Genomic DNA, 25,004 nt, shown 5'->3' on the forward strand with positions numbered 1-25,004 from the left:
CTCCTCACTTCCAGAAAAATGGCGGATAATCTTCTATATCACCCCGGATATGTCTGGCCAATAGTAAAGCTTGTACATAAGGCACAAGTCCCAATGAAATTTTTTCTTCTAAATAAGGATGCGTTATCTCTTCCAGTTTTCTCTTTTGCCAGGCTGTCAACACCTCTTTGCGGGTATCTTCCGCCATAATCACCGCCCCGTTTTCTTTCACGACAAAACCATCGGCTGAAATCTGTTTACGATTAATGAGCGTCACTGCCAGCCGGTCAGCAAAGTGTGGTCGCAGCTCTTCCATAATATCTAAAGCTAAACTAGGCCGGCCTGGTCGCTCGCGATGCAAAAATCCCACCTGCGGGTCAAGACCGACACTTTCTATAGCTGAAGTTACATCATGAGCTAAAAGTGTATACAAAAATGACAATAAGGCATTAATACGATCTGTTGGGGGGCGCCGGTTACGGTTGAATAAGTAAAATTCCTCTTTTTGACTTAGAATTAACTGGTTGAAATTAGAGAAATAAACCTGTGCCGCCTCGCCCTCTACACCGCGTATCACATCGCCGTTACCCGCCTTTTCCAATCTGTCTGCAGTGCCTGCCAGCCAGGTAATCGCTTTGTCCAGCGCCAGGCTGTCGACAGTTTCTTTATGATCGCGCCGCAAGCGATGCAGCAATGCCCTGCTGTTCATGATCTTTGCGGCAATGAATCGCCGGGCCAGTCGGGCGGACACAGTCGGATCATCCGCCCAGCGGTATTGCGCCCGCCTAAGGAGTACATTTCCGGAAATACCACCAGTTACGCGCCCCATAAATTTACCATATTCAGTTAGAAAGGACAGGGCCACACCCCGCTCAGAACATAAATACATAAGCTTCGGACTGGCTCCTGCAAAGCCAAAGCAAATAATACTTTCCAGATTATGTACAGGAACGCGGAATTTTGTCTCATCCTTCACTCTAATCACTACATTCTCACCGTCACAAGCCAAGTAGGCATCCGGCATAGTCACGTAAAGCGTATTCAAAAGCCGTCTCATTGTTCATCCGCCTCCAAACTGCACATTCGCGCCAAATATGCCGCCACCGGACGATGCCGCAGCATCCAGTACGGCTGGCAATCATCCACCAGCGAGCATTGGGCGCAGCGTTTCCCTTTTTTTGCTTTAGGTGTTATGCCCTCTCGAACTAATACATGCATCTTCCGGGATAACTCCATCGTGTGCTGCCGTAAAGCCGGAGTAAACTCAACCGCCTCCCGCCGCTTGGTTTCTCCATAAAAGAGACAACCTGAAGTTATCGTTAATCCCAGCATTTCTTCCAGCGCCACCGCCTGCGCACAAAGCTGTACTGCATCACGGCCATCCTTCTTGGGTTTACCCCGCTTATATTCAACAGGCAGCGGACGCCACCAGCCCTCGCGATCTTTTAACTGGCAGGTTTCACCGCTAATTTCAGGCTTACTATGGTGAAATTCCACTACATCGGCTACCCCGCGCAAGCCGAGACGGTGAGAGACAAGCGGCATACTTCTTACAATCCTCACCGTTTTGCGACTTTCATCAAAGAACGGATCATCTGCCCGTTCATGAAAATGCTTGCCCTCTACTGTCCGTACATTTTCTGCCCAGACTTGCTCTACATGAATCAACGCCCACTGACGTTCACAAAAAGCCATATGTTGAATGCCGGATAGGAGCAGAAGGTCTTCATCTAAATAGTGCTCTGTCATCGTTCGATCAATGTAACACCTTGCGGAATTTTTGTTTTATCCACAGAAATTGTATAATCGCCAAAATCCCGCGCTGGCTTATTATCATCTTTTTTCTTTACCGTAATTGCGTCAAATAACTGCTGTGCCGGCGCATTTCCCATTGCGGAAGAATGTTCAAAGATGATTAACTTTCTTGTACCCATCAGCCCTCGCGCAGCGGATCGGTCATGTTCAAACATCAGATCTAGCGCTTCCCATAGAATTTCTAAATCATCTTTTGAAAATCCGGTTTGATTTGCCAATGGTGCAGAAATAAAACCATGAGCGCGATACAGTCCGTAAGGAATGGTAAATTTACGACCCATTGTGCGATTATCACCGCCCTGTTTTTCTGCTTCGGCCTCCGTAGCAACCGCCATACGGGTAATGCTGTGTTCAAGCGCGACAACTGGGTCAACTGAACGCGCGAAGGTAAACTGTACCGGTCCCCTTACTTGACCTGCATTAGCCCCTGTTGACAAAACGGCACCAAAAGTCCGTATATCGAAGAAGTTTTGACACAAGAATTGTTTAGCTCGCTCAACTTCTTTACCTTGTCCTTGTCCAGCCTTATTGCGTTTATTTCCATCGGTCACATCTTTGGGCACCTCCTGGAGATTGATATCCAGACTGATATAGGCTTGCTCAATGACTTTATTCAAAATTGCTTTTTCTTTCACAAATATCCCATGTGGAGGATTGTCGCTGTTTTTTAGTCCTACATAATTTCTCACTTTTCTTTTTAGACAGACATCAGTGATGAGACCATGACCAGTTTCTGCATCAATTCGTGGTAAATTGCCTGCATCCGGGTCACCATTTGGATTTCCGTCTTTCACATCAAATAAAATAACAAAATCATAGCGTTTTTGAATCGGATTGCTGATACTCATCATTTAACACCCCTCATTTATATTCTTGTTTAATTTACAGAAGCAGCATCATTCTTTTTTAATAAAGAATGCTTGCCGTTGATGATAATAGCCGATAGCAAATCGACCTTGCTCATGTAAGTCCAAATGTGCCGGAAAATCAGTTATTTTACTAACGATATCCCCCAACATCCTTTCAAAATTCACTACACGCCCCCTATTCTCAAGTTTAGCAAGATGATGATTTTTAAGCCGAAGTAAATTAGCGAAAACAGTCACTGGGGTTGCGCATGCTGCTCCATAAAATCTTTCACGAATTGTTGCATTAATCCCGGGATTCGCTTCTTCTTGGATTTTTTCAAGGGTGGCAAACAATCTACCAAGCTGATAACCAATAGAGGGTTGAGATACATCAAGTTCCATAGTAACCTCCTTATGATTCTTATTGGGATAAAATCGGTGATATCGGTTCAAATAAGCTTTAATTAGCGCGGCCCGAACCGGCTTCACTCTATTTTCCGTATCACTGCCAATCCGGCGGATAACCGCTTGTAATGACGTGGCAGGATAAGGTGTTCCGTTCAAAATTGCCCTCATAAAATCACCTGCAAGGTTGGGAGGAATATTTTCACTTTCGTCTTGTACAGCAATATTTACTAAAGTACGCCAAAGCGAGTAATATTCTGGTTCTCTAGAAAGTTTAATAATTGCAAAATCCTCAAAATGCTGCCTGATACGTCCGGCAAACTCTGCAATGGTTCCCACATGCCAAAAACGTACCGAAATCCTAGCCGCATTGGGCGATAGCCCGAGAATATAAAAGCGGGAGGTACTGTCATCATCCCTATATGCACCGCTATTAACAGATTCAAATAGTGCCTTTATCTTTTCTGTACCTATATCAGGATTGTCTTTTTCCGGTTCTTTAAAAAAGAAGGAAAAATCTGATTCAAACGAGGATGGTTTTTCTGACCAGAAAATAGTCGAGGCATCACCAATTAAGAGGCGCTGTGAGCTAGATTTAAGCAAAGTATTTAAACCAGTAACGTAAGTAAATTCAGTTGATTTACTTATTGGTGCATTGTAACCCTGTTCTTTTCCATATGAGTCGTAGCCACTATTTTTTTGAAATCCAACTAAACATTTTGTATCTTTATTAATAGGTGTCCTACTGTGTGTTCTTGCTATAACACCAAATTCGCCAGTGATTAAACAAATACCCGTTTGTTCTTTCTCTTCACTTACTTCTTTGTCTATAATTCTAGTTGTATTATTTCTTACAAATTCTTGAACCTTCGATCTACAAGGCACCGGACACATATCAGATATTAACCGAAAGGACATGTTGCATTGCGGAGCCTTTAAACATTCTTTGAGTTGCGGACTCGCAATAGCTCTTTCTAATTCGTTATTGTTATAAAATTCAATAATAGCATTTACTCCAACATCTGTTAAAAGACCGCTATCAAGTCTGCTCAACGCTGCCAACCATGTTTGATGCTGTTTGGAGGACTTTGGATCTCCAATAGGTTGCCCCAGCAAATATCCAATATGATCCCACAATAAAAAAGTAGTTTCATAACTTTTATTGCCTGATCTTCCGACTGATCTTGGCAGTAAAAATGATTTGCCAACTAATCTCTTGCCAATCCTTTCTCTTGTATCTTCAATATTTAGAAAATTCCCCTTAGCATCTATCACTATTAAAAACTGTAGCTCTTTTTTTTCAAAGCCTTCCGGCGCAATATCGCTCTCCGGGTCAGCCGCTTTTCGATCATAATACTCTTTTAACGCCTGCAGTATCATCCCCTTACCTCCACTTCCCGGCGGTCGGTGTTGATGCCTCCATCCTTTATTTCTGCCCGGAAAAATAGCGGCGGCGGACTCTTTATATTCCGCTCAAAGTCCATGTCATATAACATATAACCTAGGTCGCGTGTTTCATTGATTAACTTAGCCGGTTCTAGGTCTTCATCAACTAAGCGGAAATCACAAGCAAACTCTCTGCAACCTAAATAGGGACGATGAAAGCATTGCCCTTTTTTTGCACGCCGCTCAAACATAGCGGCATATTTAGCTTCTATCTCATCCAGCCTCACTATTTCCGCGTTTTCCTGGTCATCTGCCCAAACCTCAGAAAGGAGCAAATTATTTGCTTTTCGTTTTTCTGGTGGGGTAAATTCAAAATAACCGTGAATTCGATACCTGACATCCCGCAAAAACAATCCGGCCCGCTGCTGCCGTTTTTCCTCGATAAATATTCCCAGGGGTTCGCTTGACTCGCCTGCCATCTGTCTGGCAGTAGGATTAGTGACGATTCCGCCCACCTCATTTCGGCGGACAGATATCCAGCGTATCGGATTCAGCACTTCAATTCGCGTCACATTCCATTTGATGGCCGGTTTCCAGAGAATTGCTTCAAAAATCGCTCTCGCCGCTGACGGTGTCATAACGTCATAGCTTACACGTTCCACTTTCATTTCCGGTCGGGTAAAGCAAGCATAGTCGCCCCATACTTCCAAACACCAGTTATGCATCCATTACTCTCCTCTCTATACAATCAATATTTCCGCTTCATAAGCATCATCGCCAAGCACTAACCCCACTGCCTGTGAGTAATCCATTTCCGACGTAAGAGCAAATATTCCTGGTTGTATTTCTGATATTACCCCGCGTCTCAGCATGTCATTAAAAGTCTCCTTGCTGATGTTAACTGTATATCGCTGCAGTTTTCTCAATAAAGTTCGATCTGGCCCTTGGAACCGCAATAAATCAATCCATGTATTTCCTTCGTCATAACGTACCAAGATTGTCTTTTGTCGAGAATCATCAATCAGTTTGAACCGCTCAGCCGCTGTACGAAAATATACACCACAATCCTGTGGGCTAGGAGTAAGCAGCTTAACAATTTCCTTAACATCCAGCGAATTGGCTTTCCAGTATAATTCCGAAAAATATTGTTCAAATAGACTGTGATGCAACGGATCTTGACATGTTGTTGCAAGAATACTGCGTGTTGTATCTGCTGCCTTTCGCAAAATTCCTAACGGTGGTTTTTTCGGAGCATTAAAAACAATCACCTTACCTAAATCAGACAGATTCCCTTCCCGATTACACCGCCCGGCTGCCTGCGCAATAGAATCCAGCCCAGCAAGCGCCCGGTAGACAACAGGAAAATCCATATCTACTCCCGCTTCAACAAGCTGAGTACTAATAACACGAACAGACTCCCCGTTTTTCAGTTTTTGTTTGACAGCCTCAATCACCTCACTTCGATGCTGCCCGCACATCAAGGCAGACAAATGAATTGTGCCTTTTGGCATTAAACGATGTAATTCACGGCAGCTTTTACGGTCGGATACCACACACAAAACTTGCTCATACTGCACCAATTCCTGTGCAATTTCCTCCCAACTTGTTACCGAATGAATGTCTTTAGGGAGATTAACCTGAGTCCGCTTTAGCGAGGCATATAGATCAGTGACGCCATTACCCATTATTTCTTTCACATTTTTTAGTCCAGGAAAATTCTTTCCATCAACTAAGCGTTCTTTAAATGCCGGTTGAGTGGCAGTGGAAATAACGAAACTAACACGATAATGGTCAACAAGCAATTGCATGGCTTCAAGAATAGGCAGTAAGTAATCAACCGGAACCAGTTGTGCCTCGTCCAAAACGATTACAGAGTTCACTATATTATGCAGTTTACGACAGCGACTGGATTTTGCCGCAAACAATGATTCAAAGAACTGAACGGAAGTAGTGACAATCACCGGGGCATCCCAATTTTCAGAAGCCAGTCGCGATTTTGGAGTAGAATCCTCCTCTCCCAGACTGGAGTGATGCTCAACAATCTGCTCTTTCCCAAGCGCGGCCTTGAATACATCAGCATTTTGCTCAATTATACTTGTATAAGGAATCACATAAATAACTCTATCTAAATCATGTTTCTTGGCATGTTCAAGACAAAAAGCCAAACTCGACAAAGTTTTTCCACCACCAGTGGGAACAGAAAGAGAAAAAACACCCCGGGACTCTCGCGCCATCTGCACACATTTATTCCGAACCTGTCGACGAATTTGATTAACATGAGTATTCCTCGATTTGCTTTCCAATTGCCGAATATACCAGTCAAACCGTTCCAACAACTCTGTTATATTGCAATAGCTCCCTCTTGTATCCGCTCTTTCTTTGTCCATATATGCCTCTGTATCCAAAAAATCCGCATCGACGAGGCATGAATATAACATTCTTATCCATAGAGAAAAATCTAATCCTTCGCTGCTAAATCGCCATGGTGGGTTAGCAAATTTTATAGGCTGTAATTCATTTATAATAAAATCCGCAATATCATGTATATCCTTTATTTGGCTTGCCTGAAATTGCAACGAAGATGTTCCCGCTCCCTCCGCATTCGACCAATCCGGCAAACCTGCATGATGCCCAGCAATACCATAAGCTAAAAAGCGTCCAATAGCCTTGCCAAACAAATCTTCAACCAGCTTTGCGCCATAAATTGCGTGAGGAATCTTGCCAACCTTCCCCTCCAAGTGGGCTTCATCATCATATCCGCTTTTGTGTCTTATATATTTCTGCCAATCTAGTCTTCCTTTGCCTGCATCATGCGCTAACCCCAAGGTTTTTCCCCATTTTCCAGATTGAAATTTATCTGCAAACTGCTCGGTTAAACTCGCTGTACCTCTTAAATGGTCTAACAGTAAATGAGGAAAACCCCATTTTTCCTCATCATCTTTTCGAACATGAGCAATCCATTCGTTATTATCCATTTTGCTTCTTCCTTATCATAAAGTTTAACCACCGCCTGGCCTGTCTGTTCGCCCTAATTGGCCTACACCGAATTTGCCCGCACGCGCTGCAGCTAGTCGGCCACAGAGTGCCAGGCGCTTCGCGCAACTGCCAGCGTATCAATAACATAAAACTCAGGCATAAACAGACCATAGTGAGTCAGTGTTGCCAACAGTACACCTATATCAAAATCAGCATTATGGGCAGCGATAATCTGCCGTTCAAAAAACGGTCTGGCCTCCGGCCAAACCTCACCAAATGTCGGTTGGCTTTTCACCATTGAATAGGTAATACCATGTAAGTAAGAAAAAGTAAATACTTTGGTGGGTGGCCTGATCAACCAGGCTTTTTCCAGCACAATCCGTCCATTCTCCACTACAGCTAAGCCCAGCTGGCAAGCACTGTGGCTTTGAAAATTGGCTGTCTCAAAATCAAACGCGGTAAAATACGCCTGCATGGCATCCTCTCCTGCTGGAAATTTACTGTATATTTTCTCTCAAAGCAGGTTTCTTTCCTGTAAAATTATGACTAAAAAACATTATTTTTGTAAAATTAGCCGCTCTTCTGCTTTTCTCAGTTATAGTAATCATAAAATCAAGTATTTTTCAAAAATGCTTGCCTAATTAATTAAGCATTAAAAACCCAAAATATAATAATTGTATCAATACAAAATAACAAAAGTCCTTTATATATTAAATTTCTTTTCTCATATTGCTATAATTGCAAAAACTAAATACCGATACCATAAAATTGTATCGGTACAATAATTAAAATATTTTTAAACACCTAGGAGAAAATCAATCATGCAAAACCGCTACGAACTCAACAAAAACCTGGCCCAAATGTTAAAAGGTGGCGTCATTATGGACGTCACCTATGCTGAGCAGGCCAAAATCGCCGAAGCCGCTGCTGATAAAATTGTTGCCGTAGAACAAAATAATATGCCAGCAATAGCGTTCATCCGGAATTAACTGCCAACCTGGCTTTTCATAACTATTTTGGCGAAAAGGTACTGCGCACCAAGTCATCCCCTTCATAGATGTCATACAGCGGATGCTCATTATTGGGTGCCTGGGCGTAGGCAGCAGCAGGCGTCGATTCAGCCAGGCTAAAGCTTTCCACAGCAGTGGCAGGCTCAGAAGCGTAGATGACTGCCGCGACAGGCGCAGCCATAATAAGTAATGTGGTAGCAAAACTTAAAGTATTAGATAATAGCCGTTTGAACATTTTTTCCATATTTGCTCTCTCCTAACAATTATTTTCCGGTATCTCATGTTTATATTCTAACCTAGTAATTTTAGTATTTCTTTTGAAAAACACCGGCCTGAGAAAAAATTAAGAAGCATCTGCACGGCAGATGCTTCTTAGCTTGTTTACGGAACTCTGCGCAGGCCATGGCCTGTTCGCTTACTGATCAGGAATCAGCCTGCTGTTCAGATTTAGGCAGGGGACCATGCTCCCTGTGCATCAGGCCTTCAGCATTGATCATCTTGGTCACGCGTTCTTCCATATTGGCTTTCATCCCGTCGGCCTGCTCGGCAGTAAGCCGGCCGGCTTGCACGCCGGCGTCCAGGCGTTCCGTCATTTGGGCTAACAGGAACTCTTTAAGTTCCTGCTCAGAAACGCCATGCTTCCCGGCAACCGCAACCAGAGTTTTTTCTGTCTTCAGTTCATTGCGCAGCGTGTCGGCATCAATATTCAGAAACGCTAACATCTTGTCATTGGCAAAGGGAGCATGCCCTGCCCTTGGACCGTGGTGCAGAGGCCCTGTACCGTTCATCATCTTAGCTACAAGCTCAGGCATGCCGCTTTTCATTGTGGCTGCCTGGTCAGCAGTTAAACGGCCTGACTTCTCTTCCGTTTCCAGGCGCTGGGTTATTTGGTTTTCCAGGAATGTTTGCAACTCTTGTTCAGAAACACCCTGTTCCTGGGCAACAGCCGCTAACGTTTTACCTGCCTTCATTTCTTCTTTAAACGTTTTATCGTCGATCTTCAGCAATGCCAGCAATTTATTGTAATCTTCTTTAAAGGCTTTTCCCTTACCCTCTCTCTTATCAAACGCAGCCTGCTTGGTACCATTACCGGCATCAGCCGGCACCGGCCCAACAGCAGCCATAGCCAGCCCATTGGCAGTAATCATCGCCGCAACCCCTACGGCCAGCAACCATTTACTATTTTTATTCATTCTATTTACCATCCTCTCATTTTTACAAGGTCCATAGCCGAAGCTATAGCTGTATTATGCACCCCCAATTTTAGAAATCCTTTTGAAAAAGGAAAAACCTAGCTGACTCAAGGGGACGGTTCTCTTGAGTCACTTTTTCCTGAAAATCAAGGCCCGGCTCATCCCGCCAGGACTAAATAACCGTTTAAAAATCTCCCTTGCCTGTTCCCCGCAAACAAAAATATGATTTGTCTATGTTAATTATAAAGAGACACCGCGCCCGATGGGCGTGTATCAGATTAAAAACACGGTTACCGGCAAGCTCTTTATCGGCAGTAGCCTGGACCTGCCAGGCAAGCTTAATAGCAACCGGTTTCAATTAAGCATGAAATCCCATCATAATAAAGAACTGCAGGCAGACTGGAATTTATACGGTTCTGACGCATTTACCTTCGAAGTGCTGGAAAACATCAATCCGGAAAAAATAGCACAAGAGTCCTGGCGTAACGCGGTGGCGGAATTAGAGGAAAAATGGCTTGACACCTTGCAGCCGTATGGTGACAAAGGTTATAATCCGCCGGCCAAACCATTAGCCGCCGCCAACAATACGCTGTAGAAAAGCAGGAACCCCCTGGCACTTCATTGAAGCTGCCGGGGGGCTCCTTACTGTTACCTGCCTGTTAACACAGTCTTTAAACCAACCTGAACAGTTACGTCACTTTTGTGACTCAGGAGAACCGTCCCCTTGAGTCGCAGAGGGGGTGATGGCAAGCTGGGCCGTCATATTCCAGCGCAGTCTCTCATCCCAGCTGTCAGGCGCAATGGTAACCGTATAGGTCATGTCACCGCGTTTTTTTTCGCCATAGGGCCTGATGGACTTCACTGTTCCCGTTAACTCCAGGCCTGGTATGCCGTCAAAGGTCAGGGCCACCGGATCGTTTTGCTTGACCCTGGCCACCGTCAGCTCCGTCAAATCATCGCTGCGAATCTCCCATTCACTTTGATCGGCGATGCGCACCAGCACCGTACCGATACTGGCATGTTCGCCGACCTTAACATCCAGGAAGGCTACCGTACCGCTGATGGCCGCTTTAAGCTCGGTTTTGTCAAGCAGGCCTTCGGCCTCCACTAACCGGGCTTCCTGCGTTTTCAACTCGGCCTGCGCCTGGGCCAGGGCCGCCTGATTTCTGTCAGCCGCCGTTTTCGCCTGTTCAAGCTGCTGCCTGGAGGTGGCGCCGGCTGCTTCCAGGCGTTGTTGCCGCTCCAGTTCGCGGACAGCATCGGCCAGATTGATTCTCGCCTGCTCCACCGCCGCCGCCGCGCGGCTGATATCGGCACCGGTACTGCCAACCCGGGCCTGGTAATCCTGCCGTACCAGCCGGATGAGCGGCTGACCGGCGGCTACCGCATCACCCTCCTCCACCAGAACCTCACCTATGGTGCCGTCTACCGGCATCACCATCTGCGCATAACGTACGGGAAAAATAATCCCCTCGGCCAATACCCGGTTATCCGCCTTAACTGGCGCCAACTCCTTTTGCTCTCCCTGGCGCCCGGTATAAAACCACCATCCGCCGGCAATCAGTGCCACAATAATAACAACGATCAGCGCCGGCAGCCAGCCCTTTGCTTTCATCAGCTTCTTCTCCTCGCTTCCCCTTGCTCGTGTATTCTTATTCATAACTTAATACTTCCCGCACACTCAGCCTGGCAGCATTCCAAGCCGGCATTAAACTGGCCAGTACCGACAGCAGGGTTGAAAGTGCCAGCCATATTCCCACCCCAAGAAAACTAAATGAAAACGTCAGCGGACTCTGCAGAAACAGCACGCCGACCTGATAACTCAGCAACGCGGCCACCGGCAGCGCTAATACCGCCCCTAACAACCAGCTTAGTATCCCAATGCATAACGCCTCAATGACAAACACCTTGCCAATATCAACGCCGGAGGCGCCAATGGCCCGCATAATCCCGATCTCACGGGTTCGTTCCAGGACATTGATCCCCATTGTCCCCATAAGCCCCAAGGCGCCGACAACAGCCAGCAGTACTGCCATCAACAATAAAAAGACTGTCAGTATATCAAACTGGGACCGGATACGCTGTTTCTGCTCCCAGGTAATATCAACATTTTGCACCCGCAGATTGTTTTTCTTCAGCTGTTCTTCCAGCCTGCGGCCCAAACTGCTTTGCTCCGCCGGGTCGGCCGACTGCGCCACAATCTGGACAGACCGGGCTCCGCCCGCCTCCTGAATCGCCCCGGTAAACCAGGGATAGGGAGCATACACAAGCGGGCCGGTTAAGGTGCTTTTGGCCACACCCACTACAGTAAAGCGCAGCTTGCGGGTGCCGATCTTGATGATTGCCGGACTGCCCACCTGCAGTTGCGGACTGTCTTTCAAGGCTTCCGTATTTACCACCAAAGCGCTTTCATCTCCGTCCACCAGCCAGCGCCCGGCAATAATCTGGGGCTGAATCATGGCCGAGTCGACCGGGGGCGCTAAAATAAAGACATTTTTGCTCGCATCATCCTCCGATTGCTTCCGTTCATCCCTGAGTATCCGGCCTGAGGAAAAACCCCAGGACTCGGCCGCTTTAACCCCCGGTACCTTAAGAACCTCATGTTCAATGCGTGAGGCCCGGTAATTCTGGGTAAAGCCGACAGACACATCATAATGAAAATAATCAAGGGCCGCATCCAGGGTCGAATACAGAGAAGACCGGATGGAGAACACCGCCATAAAGACCGTTCCCGCCACCGTTAGCGTTAACAGGGTCAAAGCCAGCCGCCCTTTGCGGCGAAAGGTATTGCGCAGGGAAAGCAATACCGGCCGGGGCAGCTGTTTCAGCCTGTCCAGCAGGCGGTCAATAAAAATGTCCAGCCGGCCTTTGGGCGCCACGCTGCCCAGACCGTAATCACTGACTGCTTCGCGCACAGTTATGCCCGTCCCCCGCCAGACCGGCCAGACAGCAGCCAGGATTGGCACAACAAGCGCGGCCGCGGCCTCTAACAGAAATACTTTGGCCGGCAATTCCAGTCCGCCTGAATCAAAGTTAAATACCTGGGCTATAAACCCGGTTACCACACTGGCTGCCAGCACCCCGAGCGGCGCGGCCACGGCCAGGGCCAGCACACCATAGGCCCCCACCAGGACTAAATACATACGCAGAATCTGATGGCGCCGGGCGCCAACAGCCTTCATAATGCCGATCTGGCGCACCTGCTGCGTCAAAATCGCCGATACTGTGTTAACTAATAAAAAGGTGCCTAACAACAGGGACAATACCCCGAGGACAGTTAACAGCAGCAGCAGGGCATTAATAATCCCCTGCAATTGATGCTCCCCCGGTTTGTTTATCTGCAGCCAAAACACGGTTGTGTCACCCTGCTCCAGTTTACTCCAGGCCCGGCGGCCGATAGCCTCAATCGGGGCCGTATCCTGGCCCTGCAGCACCCAGGGCTCAACCACAAAATTCACCTGATCAAGACGGCGCTCTTCATCCAGCTTCTCCAGGGTATCCATATTGATATAGCCGTAGGAACGGCCGCTAAACAGGCTGGGGATCTGACTGGAATCATACACAATGCCGGTAACCTTCAGGGTACGCTTCCGGCCGGCAGCGGTTTCCACCTGAATACTGCTGCCGGTTTGCACCCCCAGTTCAGACAGCGATGACCGTTCCAGCAAAACATCACCGTCACCGGGCGGCCAGGCCCCGCTCTGGCTTTTAACAAGATTCACCTTTTGTTTATGATAATCCGGAATGGCGGTCAGAAACATTTGCCGCCATTCCCCGCCGGCGGCATGAACCCGCAGGTCGACATTGCGCCGCCCCTCGGCCTCTTTAACACCCCGGAGGCTGCGGATACTGTCTACCAGCTCCTCGTCAAACGGATCAGCATACACACTGGCGCTGGCCGGCGCCGCCGCCGTCCAGCTTAAAGCCAGATCCCGCTCAAACATCAGATAAGAGCTGTACACCATCCCTACCGCAAAAACGCCAACTGTGATCGACAGGACAACCAGCAGGGTCCGCAGCTTATTTCCCCATAAGTCAGCCAGCACCTTACGCCAGCGGGGCGAAACCAGCAGATAATCAAGCATGGTTCCCCTCCCCGGCGACCAGAATTTGCCCGTCGTAAACCGTCACAATCCGGCCGCTGCGGCTGGCCAAATCGTTGTCATGTGTCACCATCAGAATCGTTTTGCCCTGACCGGCCAGTTCTCTAAATAAGTCAATAACAACCGTTGCCGTCTTACTGTCAAGATTGCCGGTCGGTTCGTCGGCTACTAATAAGGGCGGATCATTGGCCAGCGACCTGGCAATAGCCACCCGCTGCTGCTGCCCGCCTGATAGATTAGCAGGCAGTTTATGCGCCTGCTCACTTACCCCGACCAGCGCCAGCAGCTTAAGTGCCTGCCGGGGCCTGTCCAGCCGGTCATAGACATTACAAAAATCCATTGGCAGCATAACGTTTTCCAGCACTGTCAGGGTCGGCAGCAACTGAAAAAACTGAAATACCACCCCGACCGTCCGCCCCCGCCAGACGGCAATCTGATTTTCCGTTAAGCTATGTACCGGTGTGCCCGCCACCCATACCTCCCCGCTGGTAGGCCGGTCAATACCTGTAATCATATTAATCAGGGTCGATTTGCCACTGCCTGACTTACCCACAACGGCGACAAACTCACCGCCGGCCACCTGCAGGTCTACGCCTCTTAGGGCTGTGAACTCACCGGCCCCGGTTACATAGGTTTTATGTACTGCGGTAATCTCAACTGCGGCGGCGGCTGAACGGGGTTCAGGCAGCTCCACATGCAGCAGCCCGGACAACCAGTTTCCAAACATATTTCCCTCCATCTATCCCCGTGACCATCAGGCGACTCAAGGGGACGGTTCTCTTGAGTCAGGCCCGCGCAACAATGCTTTGGCTTAAGCCGGTTATACGCGCGATTTGCCACGTCGATACTCCGTTTAATTGCTTTATTTTATATAAGAGACTATTTCGCTTTTGTTTGTCCATGCTTGGCAGCGCTGCCAAACTGGCGCTACCGATACATTCCTGAATCAAAATCCGGGCCTGGGCATCGGTTGGTTTGGCAAAGTCATTCATTTCAATACAGGCAGCTGCGGCCTGCTCGTCCATATAGGTTTGCAGGTACTGCACAGCTTTTTCATAATCCTGATCAAAAATTCCCAGGATAAAGGCCGTCTCCGTAACGGCACTGCTGCCGGTATATTCGGCATAACTGCTCCAGGCATATTCCTCACAGCGGGCCACGATACCGGCCTGCACCGGGTTTTGGTGAATATAGCGTAATGCCGTTAACAGATAAGGCTCATCTTCGATGACTTCACTTTTGAAGCGGTCCTGGAACAAATGCCCGCACCGCTGATATTTGCGGTTATACCAGGCCACATAGCTCACACCTACTTTTTTGATGAACCCGGCGATGGGGTCTTGGCCTTCTTTAAGCAGCAAATGGATATGGTTATCCATCAGGCAATAGCCATAGATCAGACATTGGCAGCTGTCCCGGTATACTTGCAGGCAGCCAAGAAATTTTTTTCTATCCTCGTTATCATTGAAAATAACCTGTTTGTTAATACCACGTAAAATTATATGATAAATACCGGTCTGGCTGTTTTGCCGGGCTTGTCTGGGCATCAATATCACCTCCCTTAATATGATAACATAAGCCTGCTGCCTGACTCAAGAGAACCGTCCCCTCGAGTCAGATGCAATCAGCCAACCTAGCCTGCCGCCGACTCAAGAGAACCGTCCCCCTGAGTCGGATGAGACAAAGAGAAAGCCCCGCTTGCGGGGCTTTCGGAGGGTTGTTATTAGAATAAACCGCTGACCTTGCCGGTTTTAACATCAACATCAATGCGGCGATAGGCAGGATCGGAGCTGGTGCCCGGCATCAGGCTGATAGCGCCGGCCATCGGGCAGAGGAACTTGGCGCCGCCATAAACCAATACATCTCTGATCGGCAGCCGCCAGCCTTTGGGCACGCCTTTCCAGGTTGGTTCATGCGACAGGGACAGGTGCGATTTAACCATCATTGTGCAGTAGTCGGCATATTTAGGATCAGACTCAAACTTCTTGGCTTTCTCTTCGGCCAGCGGCGCCCAGTCCACGCCGTCAGCGCCGTAGACTTCGGTGGCGATCCGCTCAACCCGCTGCCGCAGCGGCATTTCCAACGGGTAGAGGTATTGGAAGTCGACTTCTTCTTTGCAGGCATCCATGACCGCATCGGCCAGATCCAGGGCACCGTCGCCGCCCTTTAACCAATGCTCCGAGACCGCGGCGCGGGCGCCGGCCTGCTCGGCAATTCTCTTGACCAGGGCATGTTCGGCCGGCGTATCGGTGTAGAAGGCGTTAATGCATACAACCGGTTTGACGCCGGACTTCTTGATCATGTTGATCAAATGCACCATGTTCTCGCAGCCTTTTTCCAGCAGGCCCAGGTTTTCCCGGGTGTATTCATCAGGCAACGGCCGCCCTGGTACTACGGTGGGGCCGCCGCCATGCATCTTCAAAGCGCGTACAGTGGCTACCAGGATCGAGACGTTTGGCTTCAGACCGCTCAGGCGGCATTTTACATTCCAGAATTTTTCAAAACCGATATCGGCGGCAAAACCGGACTCGGTAACATGATAATCAAAGCACTTCAGGCCGATGCGGTCCGCTATGATCGAGGACTGACCGATTGCAATGTTGGCAAACGGGCCGGCATGAACAAAACAGGGCTGCCCTTCCACGGTGGCGCACAGGGTCGGGTTGATGGTATTGCGCATCCAGGCGGTCATGGCCCCGTCCACTTCCAGGTCGCCGGTCGTAACCGGGTTACCCTGGCGGTTATAGCCAACCACGATGTGTTTGAACCGTTCCCGCATATCGGCCAGATCTCTGGCCACAGCCAGAATCGCCATCAATTCCGAGCCAACGGCGATACCAAACTTGGAGTGCATCATAAAGCCGTCTTTTTTGCCGCCCAGGCCAATGAGGATATTACGCAGGCCCTGGGCGGCAAAGTCCAGCACCCAGCCCATTTCAATATTTTTCGGATCAATATCCAGCCGCTTCAGACCGCGTTTTTCCAGCTCGGCATCGGTATAATTGGCCTCATGCTGCATGCGGGCATTTAAGGCGACCATCGCCAGATTATGCGCATTCATTATGTCGTTGATGTCCCCGGTCAGGCCCAGGGAGAACTCGGTCATCGGAATTAACAGGGCATTACCGCCGCCGGCCGCAGTCCCCTTAACGTTCATAGTCGGCCCGCCGGAAGGCTGACGCAGGGCGCCGCCCACATTCACACCGCGTTTGCCCAGGCCTTCCATAATGCCGATGGAAGTGGTTGACTTGCCTTCCCCTAAGGGGGTGGGCGTGATCGCGGTTACTTCAATATATTTGCCGTCCGGTTTATCTTTCAGACGGTCGATCACCTTCAGGAAATCAATCTTCGGCGTTTTACCATAAGGAATTATTTCATCTTTTTGCAGCCCCATCATCTCTTGGTACTGGGCGGTAGTTGGGATATTCCCCTCTGCCGCTTCGGCTATTTGCCAGTCCTTCAATACTGTAGGATCCCAAGCCATAAAAATACATCCCCCTCTTTTTTAACTACACATTGGTTTACTGTCTGCAGCTTATATCATCAATTTGCCTGAACACCCCCCCTGTTTGCTTATTTCCTGGGCCCTGCCTAGCCAAGCGCCGGGTAAAGTAAACCTGAATCGGAAATGAAAAAACGCTGATAGATTTAAACGCCGTATACTCCAAGAGTTTAAAATGCAATTGCCAATTAAGTAAATAGCCAATTCACATAATTCTGAAATTGCATTTTACTTCCGATTCCCGGTTAACAGCAACTTATATATACATCTATGTAACCTTTTGTAATTATTGTTAATTACTCCCACAGTTTTTACATTCTACATTGGCACGCTATTTCCTACCGGCGAAAAATATTTTTTTCACATTTCACAATATTAAGTTAAATTTTACAATTTTTCCAGAAAAAGCATCATTTTTGACAATATATTGGTCCTCTTCTGCCTGCCACCGCCGTTAGCCCTTAACGCTGTCAGCTCCCGGACGCTGGGACAGAATACTGGGGCCGGTGTTCAGGCTGGCGGCCGCAGCCCCGGCTGTTCTTCACCGGCAAACAGCAATAAGACCTGCAGGCATTAATTGCTTGCAGGTCTTATGGTAAGGTCTCTGAATGTCTTATAAATCCATGATAATAGGCAGGATCATCGGTCTGCGCCCGGTTTTGGAAAATAAAAATTTGGCAAGCGCTTCCCGGATACCGGCTTTAAGCGGCGCCCATTGGGTAATCGGCTGGTTTTCGAATCGTTCCAAAACGGTTTTTACTATTTTCCGCGACTCTTCCATTAAAGCCTCCGAGTCCCGCACATAGACAAAACCCCGGGAAACAATGTCCGGGCCGTCCAGAACACAGCCCCTGCTTTTGTCAAGGGTAACAACAACAATTAATACCCCGTCCTGAGACAACTGGCGCCGGTCCCTGATCACAATATTACCGACATCGCCAACACCTAATCCGTCCACAAAAATTTTGCCGGCAGTTACCTTGCCGGCCATACGTCCGGTCTCGGCCGTAAACTCAAACACCTGGCCATTTTCACCAATAAAAACATTTTCTTTGGGTATTCCCAATTCATTGGCCAGTTTGCTATGATGTTTGAGCATTCTGTGCTCGCCGTGAACAGGAATAAGGAATTTGGGCCGTGTCAGATTCAAAATAAGCTTAAGCTCCTCCTGGCTGGCATGGCCGGAGACATGGATACCTGATGTCCGCTCATAAACGACATGAATGCCGGACCGGAGCAAAGCATCAATCGTGCGGCCGATAGACCGTTCATTGCCGGGTATTGGGCTGGCTGCGATCAGCACCGTATCACCGTGCGTCAATTCCAGGCTGCGATGATTCCTCGCGGCCAGCCGGCTGAGCGCCGCCATCGGTTCCCCCTGACTGCCTGTGGTTAAAATCAGCATCTGGCGGTCCGGATAACGGTTGATTTCATCAACACTGATCAGAATGCCTTCGGGAATTGTCATATAGCCAAGCTCTTGCGCCTTGGTGATAACGGTCACCATACTCCGGCCGAGCAGCGCCACTTTGCGCCCGTATTGGCAGGCTGAATTTATGGCCTGCTGCAGTCTCGGCACATTGGAAGCAAAAGTAGTCAGGATGATCCGCCCCTTGGCAGAACGAAAATGCTCGTCTAACGCCACACTGACAGTTCGTTCCGATTTGGTGTAGCCCGGGCGCTCGGCATTAGTGCTGTCCGACAGCAGTACCAGGACACCGTCATTGCCCAGTTCGGCAAATTTGTGGATATCAATCATTTGTCCGTCAACCGGGGTCTGATCGATTTTAAAGTCGCCGGTATGCACAATTGTTCCTACCGGGGTTTTGAAATAAATCCCCAAAGCATCGGCAATCGAATGATTTACCCGGATAAACCCCACCTCAAACTGACCAAGCGTCAGGGAATCGCCGGGAGCCACGGGAATGAGGTTATGAGCCGAGACATCATATTCCTTAAGCCGTCCTTCCACCAGCCCCAGGGTAAGCCTGGAACCATACACAGGCACATCGACCTGGCGCAGCAGATAAAATAAAGAGCCGATATGATCCTCATGGCCATGGGTCAAAACAACGGCCCTGACTTTATCCTTATTTTCGATTATATAGGACATGTCAGGTATCACCAGATCAATCCCCAGCATGTCCTCTTCCGGGAAGGCCAGACCTGAGTCCAGGATAATTATGTCATCACCATAACGGAACACCGTCATATTTTTCCCGATCTCGCCAAGTCCCCCCAGCGGTATAATGAGTAGTTTGTCGTTCTTTTTCAACTGAAACCTCCAATAATTAATTTATTCTTTTTATTCTTTGACAAAATTAGAAACTAGGACCCCGACAGGCCCTAGTTTTACGCAACGTTACATTGTCATCCGCACCATCTGAGCAAAATTAACGCCGGTCACTAACTAGTATCTTTTATTATATACAACCAGCCCGCGTTTTGCAAATAGTCGTTATTCCTGTTTTATAAAAGCAATCAGCTCCCGGGCGGCATGCGACAAATACCGGCCTTTTTTCCAGGCCATGGCCAGCTGCAGATAGAGCTGGGGATCAGCCATCGGCAGCGTAGTAAAGCTATCGGGGTTAAGTTCCCGGCAAACCTTGCCCGGGAGTAATGCCACCCCCAGGCGGGCGGCAACAATCTGAGTCATAAGTTCCTGCTGCGATGTCTCAAAAATAATATGGGGTATAAAACCGGCTGCTTTACAGCGCTCAATAATTTTGTCATGCAGGATATAGTCATTGCTGTATAACACAAACTGCTCATCCTTCAGGTCCTGATAGGCAATCACGCTCCTGCCGGCCAGGGGATGCTGCGGATGCATAACAATATTAAGCCTGTCCCGGACAAAAGAGAGCTTTTCATACAGTTCTTCCTCTTCACAGGGTACATAGATGATCCCCATATCCAGGGTGCCGTCCTGAATTCCCAGCTCAATCTTCTTGGAACCGTATTCATAAAGCTTTATCTGGATATTGGGATATTCATTCTTAAATTGCCCCAGTGACTGGGCAAAGTCACTGACGCCGGTAATCGGTGGCAAGCCGATATGAATTTTGCCTGTTTGCAGCTTCGTTATGCCCTTCAGCTGTACATTGATGTTGAGAAAAGAGGACACAATCTGCTGCGCTTGCTCCAGGATTGCTTCACCGGCATCGGTGAGTTCAACAATCTTAGTATTGCGGTAGAATAATGTCGAACCAAGCTGCGTTTCCAGATCTTTAATCGTCTTGCTGATGGAAGGCTGGGAAACATGCAGGGTTTCGGCCGCTTTGCTGAAGCTTCTCTGCCGGGCAACCTCAATAAAATATTCCAATTGTCTTATATCCACGTAATTTCTCTCCATTTTCCTTCACTATTAAAAATTCCTTGCGTTAATAATGATGCATATTTTCCGGCCTGTAAGTATAGACTGTTCCATAAATCACATATTTTTTATTTACGAAATCTAAAAAGCAATTGACGTTTACAGCTATATTGACTATTATACTATTATTATCAAAGTTTGTGGATAATAATACTTTATTGTCGAATAATGCAATAGTTTAATTATAAATGAAGGGAGAATACCTTTGAAAGAGTTATTGCAATGTATAGCTATTATATCTTTAATGTTGTTAATGCCGCTGATATTTAACTAATAACTAGGTGCCTGTTTCTATTTATTAAAAGGGTTACATTCTCACCTTGCCTTATTTATGGCTTGGTGTCTATTTTTTTATGCAGAAAAAGCCCAGGCAGCAGAATTTTTGCTGCCACCTGAGCTTGTTAGGGGTTACCAGGGCTTCCGCCCGGTAGCTTTTATCTGCTTGACAAAACCCGCGGCCTTCGGTTAAGCCTGGGCTTTACCTGGCGGGAAGCCAGCCTGCTAATCCTTAACCTCCTTGTTCTGCTTTAACGCCCCCGGACCGTCCTGAGCAACAGCAACCTCGGCTTCGCCGAAGGTCTTCATATCATTGATCACATGCTCGGAAGCCTTGACAAGGGACAGGCCGAGAGCGGCGCCGACGCCTTCGCCCAAAGCGATATCCAGCTTAAGATAGGCCGGTATCCCGATCAGCGCCAGGGCGGTCTGATGGGCAGGCTCCACAGCAAAGTGCGAGCCTAGCAAATAATGCTTCACGGCCGGCGCCAGCCTGGTGGCAATGAGTGCGGCCGCACTTGTGGCCAGGCCGTCCAGGACAACGGCGGTCCGGTGAGCAGCTGCCCCCAGGATGACACCGGTCAGGCCGGCAATGGCCAGACTGCCGGTTTTGCTGACAACATCCAGGGGATCTGCCGGCTCAGGCTGATTGACAGCTAAGGCTCTCTGCACAATCTCGCTCAGCAGACTGCCTGCTTCAGTCCAGGCCTTGTCACTATAACAGGCAATCACGGCCGTACCCGGCGCAGTGCCGCCCAGCCCCATTTCGCCCAGGCCCAGCACCCTGGCCCCTTGTGCGGCTTCCGCGCGGGCCAGGGCGATGCCGGTCTCCAGGGCCTGAATCGCCTGCTGCCGCGTCATTGCCGGCCCCCGCGTAATATCACCGGTACCGTAAGCTATTTTTTTATGGCAGATCTGCGGCCAGTGCGTCAGTTCGGCCGCAACCCCGATATCCACGACAACCGTCCGGGCCTGAACATGCCCGGCAAACGTCGTCAGCGGCGACCGGCCGCGGCAGAAATTCTCAATCCTGCCGGCAGTTGGCTGGCCGGCGGCGGCAACACCATTATCAGCCGCCATGACAATAATACTTTTCCCCAGGCTCCGGGGCCGGGGGTTGCCGGTAATGCCTGCCAGCTGACAGGCTATATGCTCAAAGGAATATAGACTGTTGAGAGGCTTGGTCAGGTTATCCAGCCGCAGCTGACACTTCTCCATCGCCGCGGCATCAAGGGGTTTGATTTGGCTAATCGTATTCTCAAGCATTCGACTGACCTCCCAGGTTATTCAGCATATTAACTGTCGCCGTCAGCATATCCACCACGACCGAAGCCCCAATCGCTTCGCCCAGGCGAACCCCCATATCCAGGCAGGCTTCCAGATTAAGATGCCCCAAAGCAATGATATGGGCCGGTTCCCCGGACAGATGGGAAGCAAACATATATTCCTTGCTCAGGGGATGGATCGCATTGGCGATCAACGCCGCCGCCGTGGTATTGAGACCGTCAATCACAACCGCACAGCGGTTGGCGGCACAGCCCAGAACAATACCGGCCAGCGCCCCGATCTCAAAGCCCCCCACCTTGGATAAAACATCGATGCCGTCGCCGGCGTCAGGCTGGTTCAGGGCCAGCGCCCGGCGGACAATATCCATCTTAACCTGCAAACGGCTGTCCGATATCCCGGTGCCCCGGCCGGTCACCTGCTCCGGCGACAGACCGGTAAAGGCCCCGACAATCGCAGCGCTGGCGGTTGTGTTGCCAATGCCCATCTCCCCCAGGCTAAAGCAGTTATAGCCCTGCCGGACCCGGTCATTGACGATGTCGATGCCTGTTTCGATTGCCTGTACAGCCTGCTGCCGGGTCATAGCCGGCCCCTGGGTAAAATCCTGCGTCCCATAGGCTATTTTCCGGTGCCACAACCCCGGCACATGCGACATATCGCCGGCCACGCCCATATCGACAACAACCATGTCGGCGCCGCAAAAATTAGCAAAGGCATTGGCGCTGCCGCCCTTGGAAATCAGATAATTGGCCGTCATATGAATGGTGGTTTCCACCGGATATGCACTAATCCCCTGTCTGGCTACCCCATGATCGGCCGAGGCCACCACCATGCAGGCCCGGGGAATGTCAGGCTGCAGCCGGCCGGTTATCGCCGCATACTGCCGTACCATTTGCTCCAGACGGCCCAGACTGCCGGCCGGCCGCAGCAGCCTGTCCAGTTTTTCCTGTACCTGCTGCCCAATCACAGGTTCCGGTGCCGTAATGCGCAATAACGTCTCGTGTAGTAAACTCATAATAACCCCCCATTTTAGTACAACAATCAGGCAAAAACAAAGGGCTTTTCTGGGTAATCCCAAAAAAGCCCTCTTTTCCATGAAGGTGGTATAACGGTATTAAGGCAGGTCTCCTGGCTCCCGGTTCATCAACACTTACGCCTTCCCCTTGCGAGTGGCATCGGTAAGGTCTTCCCGGTACAGTGGCGGGCCCGCGCCTACATACGGAATCATTCCGTACTCGGACTTCCCTATTCTCCCCCGGCACGCGGGGGCACCTCAACCGTGAATATATATAATGTTCACCGTCATTATAGCAGACGGTCCGGAAAGCCGTCAATGGCTAAAAACCTAAAACCGGCTACAGAGTGACCCCGTTTTTAAAGATCGCAATCTCCCGGAACCCCATTTTTTCCGCCTGCGTCTGCCGGCCGGAAGCCACCGCCAGCACATAGTCGACAAACAGATCGGCCAGCGGCTCCAGCTTCATGCCGGTCAGCAGCCGGCCGGCATCAAAATCCATCCAGTTGCGTTTTTTACTAAACAATTCACTGTTTGTCGCCACCTTGACGGTCGGCACAACGGTTCCCAGCGGCGTACCGCGTCCGGTGGTAAACAGGATCATATGACAGCCGGCAGCAGCCAGCACCGTTGTCGCCACCCCGTCATTGCCGGGACCGCTTAACAGGTTTAACCCCCGGGTTTTAACCTGCTCTCCATAGTTCAGGACATCAGTCACGCTGCTGGTGCCGCCTTTTTGCGTACAGCCCAGCGATTTGTCCTCAAGGCTGGAGATGCCGCCCTGCTTGTTGCCCGGGGACGGGTTCTCATAAATAGCTTGGTTATGGGCGGCAAAGTATTCTTTGAAACCATTAATCAGCCGCACGGTTTTTTCAAAAACCTCCCGATTCGCGGCCCTGTTCATTAGAATCGTCTCGGCCCCGAACATTTCCGGCACTTCGCTTAATACGGTAGTGCCGCCCATGGCGGTCAGCCGGTCGGAAAAAGCCCCGACCAGCGGGTTGGCGGTAATGCCGGAAAAGCCGTCTGAGCCGCCGCATTTAAGACCGATGATCAGTTCCGAGGCCGGGCAGTCCTGCCGGGAAAACTGCCGGGCGTAGCCGGCGAGTTCGCCGATAAGCCGCACCCCTTCGGCGATTTCATCCTCAACCGCCTGGGCTTCCAGAAACTTTACCCGGTCCGGGTTGTAGCTGCCCAACACCTTTTTAAACTCCCCGATATTGTTGTTTTCGCAGCCCAGCCCCAGCACCAGCACGGCCCCGGCATTGGGATGCGCAACCAGATCGGCCAGAATCCGCTGGGTCGTCAGCTGATCCTCGCCCATTTGCGAACAGCCATAAGGATGCTTAAGTTCAAAGATACCGTCAATATGTTCCATACCGCCATATTCCCGGGCCGCCTGCCGGGCAATCAGCTCGGCATTCTTGTTGACACAGCCGACGGTCGGCACAATCCAGATCTCGTTGCGGATGCCGACTTTGCCGTCCGGACGGCAGTAGCCCTGAAACATTTTGGCGGCCGCCGGCCTTAGTTCCGTAAGTTCGGGCTTATATTCATAGGCCAGAATCTCCCCCAGGCCGGTGGTCAGGTTATGGGTATGGACCCAGTCGCCGGCCTTGATATCGGCGGCGGCAATACCGATAGGAAAACCATATTTAATAATTTTCTGGCCGGCGGCAATATAGCCGAGCGCAATCTTATGGCCTTTGTCAACCGCCACCGCCGCCCGCAGGCACTGGCCGTTGATTGCCAATTCCTCACCGGCCGCAACCGGCGCCAGGGTGACGGCCACATTGTCATTGGCCTGAATTTGTAACAACGCCATTGCTATTCCTCCAA

The 25,004-nt window shown here is 49.6% G+C and carries 21 protein-coding genes and 1 riboswitch; of the genes, 2 read left to right on the forward strand and 19 right to left on the reverse strand.

What is annotated here, in order from left to right:
- Positions 1-4: 4 nt before the first annotated feature.
- From cas1c to SPTER_RS18285, 7 genes are all read right to left on the reverse strand, one after another.
- Positions 5-1,036: a type I-C CRISPR-associated endonuclease Cas1c gene (cas1c, locus tag SPTER_RS18255; protein WP_144351694.1), complete on the reverse strand. Its 1,032-nt coding sequence runs from the start codon at positions 1,034-1,036 to the stop codon at positions 5-7.
- The gene (gene cas4, locus SPTER_RS18260) at positions 1,033-1,728 is read right to left on the reverse strand and encodes a CRISPR-associated protein Cas4 (RefSeq protein WP_144351695.1); all 696 of its coding nucleotides are present in this window, start codon (positions 1,726-1,728) and stop codon (positions 1,033-1,035) included. The genes cas1c and cas4 overlap by 4 nt, the downstream gene beginning before the upstream one ends.
- Positions 1,725-2,645 (reverse strand): type I-C CRISPR-associated protein Cas7/Csd2, encoded by a 921-nt coding sequence (cas7c, locus tag SPTER_RS18265; RefSeq protein ID WP_246105350.1) that lies wholly within the window; start codon positions 2,643-2,645, stop codon positions 1,725-1,727. Before cas7c ends, cas4 begins: the two co-directional genes overlap by 4 nt.
- Positions 2,646-2,690: 45 nt before the next feature.
- On the reverse strand, positions 2,691-4,427 hold the full coding sequence (gene cas8c / locus SPTER_RS18270; RefSeq protein WP_144351696.1) for a type I-C CRISPR-associated protein Cas8c/Csd1: 1,737 nt from the start codon (positions 4,425-4,427) through the stop codon (positions 2,691-2,693).
- Positions 4,424-5,158, reverse strand: coding sequence for a type I-C CRISPR-associated protein Cas5c (gene cas5c, locus SPTER_RS18275; protein ID WP_144351697.1), 735 nt, complete (start codon positions 5,156-5,158; stop codon positions 4,424-4,426). The genes cas8c and cas5c overlap by 4 nt, the downstream gene beginning before the upstream one ends.
- Before the next feature lie 15 nt (positions 5,159-5,173).
- A complete protein-coding gene (cas3, locus tag SPTER_RS18280; protein ID WP_144351698.1) occupies positions 5,174-7,408 on the reverse strand; it encodes a CRISPR-associated helicase Cas3' in 2,235 nt (744 codons plus the stop codon).
- Positions 7,409-7,500: 92 nt separating this feature from the next.
- Positions 7,501-7,884: an exonuclease domain-containing protein gene (locus SPTER_RS18285; RefSeq protein ID WP_144351699.1), complete on the reverse strand. Its 384-nt coding sequence runs from the start codon at positions 7,882-7,884 to the stop codon at positions 7,501-7,503.
- 346 nt (positions 7,885-8,230) lie between these two features.
- Here SPTER_RS18285 and SPTER_RS18290 point away from each other — a divergent pair, with 346 nt between their 5' ends.
- Positions 8,231-8,398 carry a hypothetical protein gene (locus tag SPTER_RS18290; protein WP_144351700.1) on the forward strand — a complete coding sequence of 56 codons (168 nt, stop codon included), beginning with the start codon at positions 8,231-8,233 and terminating at the stop codon, positions 8,396-8,398.
- 22 nt (positions 8,399-8,420) lie between these two features.
- Here the strand turns inward: SPTER_RS18290 and SPTER_RS18295 are convergent, their stop codons facing one another.
- Both SPTER_RS18295 and SPTER_RS18300 read right to left on the reverse strand, forming a co-directional pair.
- A complete protein-coding gene (locus tag SPTER_RS18295) occupies positions 8,421-8,663 on the reverse strand; it encodes a hypothetical protein (RefSeq protein WP_144351701.1) in 243 nt (80 codons plus the stop codon).
- Positions 8,664-8,841: 178 nt separating this feature from the next.
- Positions 8,842-9,612, reverse strand: coding sequence for a hypothetical protein (locus tag SPTER_RS18300; RefSeq protein WP_144351702.1), 771 nt, complete (start codon positions 9,610-9,612; stop codon positions 8,842-8,844).
- Positions 9,613-9,874: 262 nt separating this feature from the next.
- Here SPTER_RS18300 and SPTER_RS18305 point away from each other — a divergent pair, with 262 nt between their 5' ends.
- Positions 9,875-10,207: a GIY-YIG nuclease family protein gene (locus tag SPTER_RS18305; RefSeq protein ID WP_144351703.1), complete on the forward strand. Its 333-nt coding sequence runs from the start codon at positions 9,875-9,877 to the stop codon at positions 10,205-10,207.
- 99 nt (positions 10,208-10,306) lie between these two features.
- On the opposite strand, the gene SPTER_RS18310 is transcribed toward SPTER_RS18305, so the two are convergent.
- The 10 genes from SPTER_RS18310 to SPTER_RS18355 all read right to left on the reverse strand — a co-directional run bounded on the left by SPTER_RS18310 (position 10,307) and on the right by SPTER_RS18355 (position 24,990).
- Entirely contained in the window at positions 10,307-11,227 is a 921-nt protein-coding gene (locus tag SPTER_RS18310) for an HlyD family secretion protein (RefSeq protein WP_246105351.1), read from the reverse strand.
- A 37-nt stretch (positions 11,228-11,264) separates the two neighbouring features.
- Entirely contained in the window at positions 11,265-13,697 is a 2,433-nt protein-coding gene (locus SPTER_RS18315; protein WP_144351705.1) for an ABC transporter permease, read from the reverse strand.
- The gene (locus SPTER_RS18320) at positions 13,690-14,442 is read right to left on the reverse strand and encodes an ABC transporter ATP-binding protein (protein ID WP_144351706.1); all 753 of its coding nucleotides are present in this window, start codon (positions 14,440-14,442) and stop codon (positions 13,690-13,692) included. The genes SPTER_RS18315 and SPTER_RS18320 overlap by 8 nt, the downstream gene beginning before the upstream one ends.
- Before the next feature lie 58 nt (positions 14,443-14,500).
- Positions 14,501-15,262, reverse strand: coding sequence for a transposase (locus SPTER_RS18325; protein ID WP_144351707.1), 762 nt, complete (start codon positions 15,260-15,262; stop codon positions 14,501-14,503).
- A 176-nt stretch (positions 15,263-15,438) separates the two neighbouring features.
- Positions 15,439-17,199 carry a formate--tetrahydrofolate ligase gene (locus SPTER_RS18330; protein WP_144351708.1) on the reverse strand — a complete coding sequence of 587 codons (1,761 nt, stop codon included), beginning with the start codon at positions 17,197-17,199 and terminating at the stop codon, positions 15,439-15,441.
- 631 nt (positions 17,200-17,830) lie between these two features.
- Positions 17,831-19,492, reverse strand: coding sequence for a ribonuclease J (locus SPTER_RS18335; protein ID WP_144351709.1), 1,662 nt, complete (start codon positions 19,490-19,492; stop codon positions 17,831-17,833).
- 183 nt (positions 19,493-19,675) lie between these two features.
- Positions 19,676-20,554, reverse strand: a complete 879-nt coding sequence (locus SPTER_RS18340) for a LysR family transcriptional regulator (protein WP_144351710.1) — start codon at positions 20,552-20,554, stop codon at positions 19,676-19,678.
- Between the two features lie 537 nt (positions 20,555-21,091).
- The gene (locus SPTER_RS18345) at positions 21,092-22,132 is read right to left on the reverse strand and encodes a nicotinate-nucleotide--dimethylbenzimidazole phosphoribosyltransferase (RefSeq protein WP_144351711.1); all 1,041 of its coding nucleotides are present in this window, start codon (positions 22,130-22,132) and stop codon (positions 21,092-21,094) included.
- Positions 22,125-23,165, reverse strand: a complete 1,041-nt coding sequence (cobT, locus tag SPTER_RS18350) for a nicotinate-nucleotide--dimethylbenzimidazole phosphoribosyltransferase (protein WP_144351712.1) — start codon at positions 23,163-23,165, stop codon at positions 22,125-22,127. The genes SPTER_RS18345 and cobT overlap by 8 nt, the downstream gene beginning before the upstream one ends.
- Positions 23,166-23,251: 86 nt before the next feature.
- Positions 23,252-23,441, reverse strand: a riboswitch (cobalamin riboswitch).
- Between the two features lie 64 nt (positions 23,442-23,505).
- Positions 23,506-24,990 (reverse strand): UxaA family hydrolase, encoded by a 1,485-nt coding sequence (locus SPTER_RS18355; protein ID WP_144351713.1) that lies wholly within the window; start codon positions 24,988-24,990, stop codon positions 23,506-23,508.
- Positions 24,991-25,004: the final 14 nt, after the last annotated feature.

Source organism: Sporomusa termitida (genome assembly GCF_007641255.1).
Classification (GTDB): Bacteria; Bacillota; Negativicutes; order Sporomusales; family Sporomusaceae; genus Sporomusa; species Sporomusa termitida.

Excerpts from the sequence above, each read along its gene's own strand:
- cas1c (WP_144351694.1), bottom strand. The coding sequence starts at position 1,036 with ATGAGACGGCTTTTGAATACGCTTTACGTGACTATGCCGGATGCCTAC.
- cas4 (WP_144351695.1), bottom strand. The coding sequence starts at position 1,728 with ATGACAGAGCACTATTTAGATGAAGACCTTCTGCTCCTATCCGGCATT.
- cas7c (WP_246105350.1), bottom strand. The coding sequence starts at position 2,645 with ATGATGAGTATCAGCAATCCGATTCAAAAACGCTATGATTTTGTTATT.
- cas8c (WP_144351696.1), bottom strand. The coding sequence starts at position 4,427 with ATGATACTGCAGGCGTTAAAAGAGTATTATGATCGAAAAGCGGCTGAC.
- cas5c (WP_144351697.1), bottom strand. The coding sequence starts at position 5,158 with ATGCATAACTGGTGTTTGGAAGTATGGGGCGACTATGCTTGCTTTACC.
- cas3 (WP_144351698.1), bottom strand. The coding sequence starts at position 7,408 with ATGGATAATAACGAATGGATTGCTCATGTTCGAAAAGATGATGAGGAA.
- SPTER_RS18285 (WP_144351699.1), bottom strand. The coding sequence starts at position 7,884 with ATGCAGGCGTATTTTACCGCGTTTGATTTTGAGACAGCCAATTTTCAA.
- SPTER_RS18290 (WP_144351700.1), top strand. The coding sequence starts at position 8,231 with ATGCAAAACCGCTACGAACTCAACAAAAACCTGGCCCAAATGTTAAAA.
- SPTER_RS18295 (WP_144351701.1), bottom strand. The coding sequence starts at position 8,663 with ATGGAAAAAATGTTCAAACGGCTATTATCTAATACTTTAAGTTTTGCT.
- SPTER_RS18300 (WP_144351702.1), bottom strand. The coding sequence starts at position 9,612 with ATGAATAAAAATAGTAAATGGTTGCTGGCCGTAGGGGTTGCGGCGATG.
- SPTER_RS18305 (WP_144351703.1), top strand. The coding sequence starts at position 9,875 with ATGGGCGTGTATCAGATTAAAAACACGGTTACCGGCAAGCTCTTTATC.
- SPTER_RS18310 (WP_246105351.1), bottom strand. The coding sequence starts at position 11,227 with ATGAAAGCAAAGGGCTGGCTGCCGGCGCTGATCGTTGTTATTATTGTG.
- SPTER_RS18315 (WP_144351705.1), bottom strand. The coding sequence starts at position 13,697 with ATGCTTGATTATCTGCTGGTTTCGCCCCGCTGGCGTAAGGTGCTGGCT.
- SPTER_RS18320 (WP_144351706.1), bottom strand. The coding sequence starts at position 14,442 with ATGTTTGGAAACTGGTTGTCCGGGCTGCTGCATGTGGAGCTGCCTGAA.
- SPTER_RS18325 (WP_144351707.1), bottom strand. The coding sequence starts at position 15,262 with ATGCCCAGACAAGCCCGGCAAAACAGCCAGACCGGTATTTATCATATA.
- SPTER_RS18330 (WP_144351708.1), bottom strand. The coding sequence starts at position 17,199 with ATGGCTTGGGATCCTACAGTATTGAAGGACTGGCAAATAGCCGAAGCG.
- SPTER_RS18345 (WP_144351711.1), bottom strand. The coding sequence starts at position 22,132 with ATGCTTGAGAATACGATTAGCCAAATCAAACCCCTTGATGCCGCGGCG.
- cobT (WP_144351712.1), bottom strand. The coding sequence starts at position 23,165 with ATGAGTTTACTACACGAGACGTTATTGCGCATTACGGCACCGGAACCT.
- SPTER_RS18355 (WP_144351713.1), bottom strand. The coding sequence starts at position 24,990 with ATGGCGTTGTTACAAATTCAGGCCAATGACAATGTGGCCGTCACCCTG.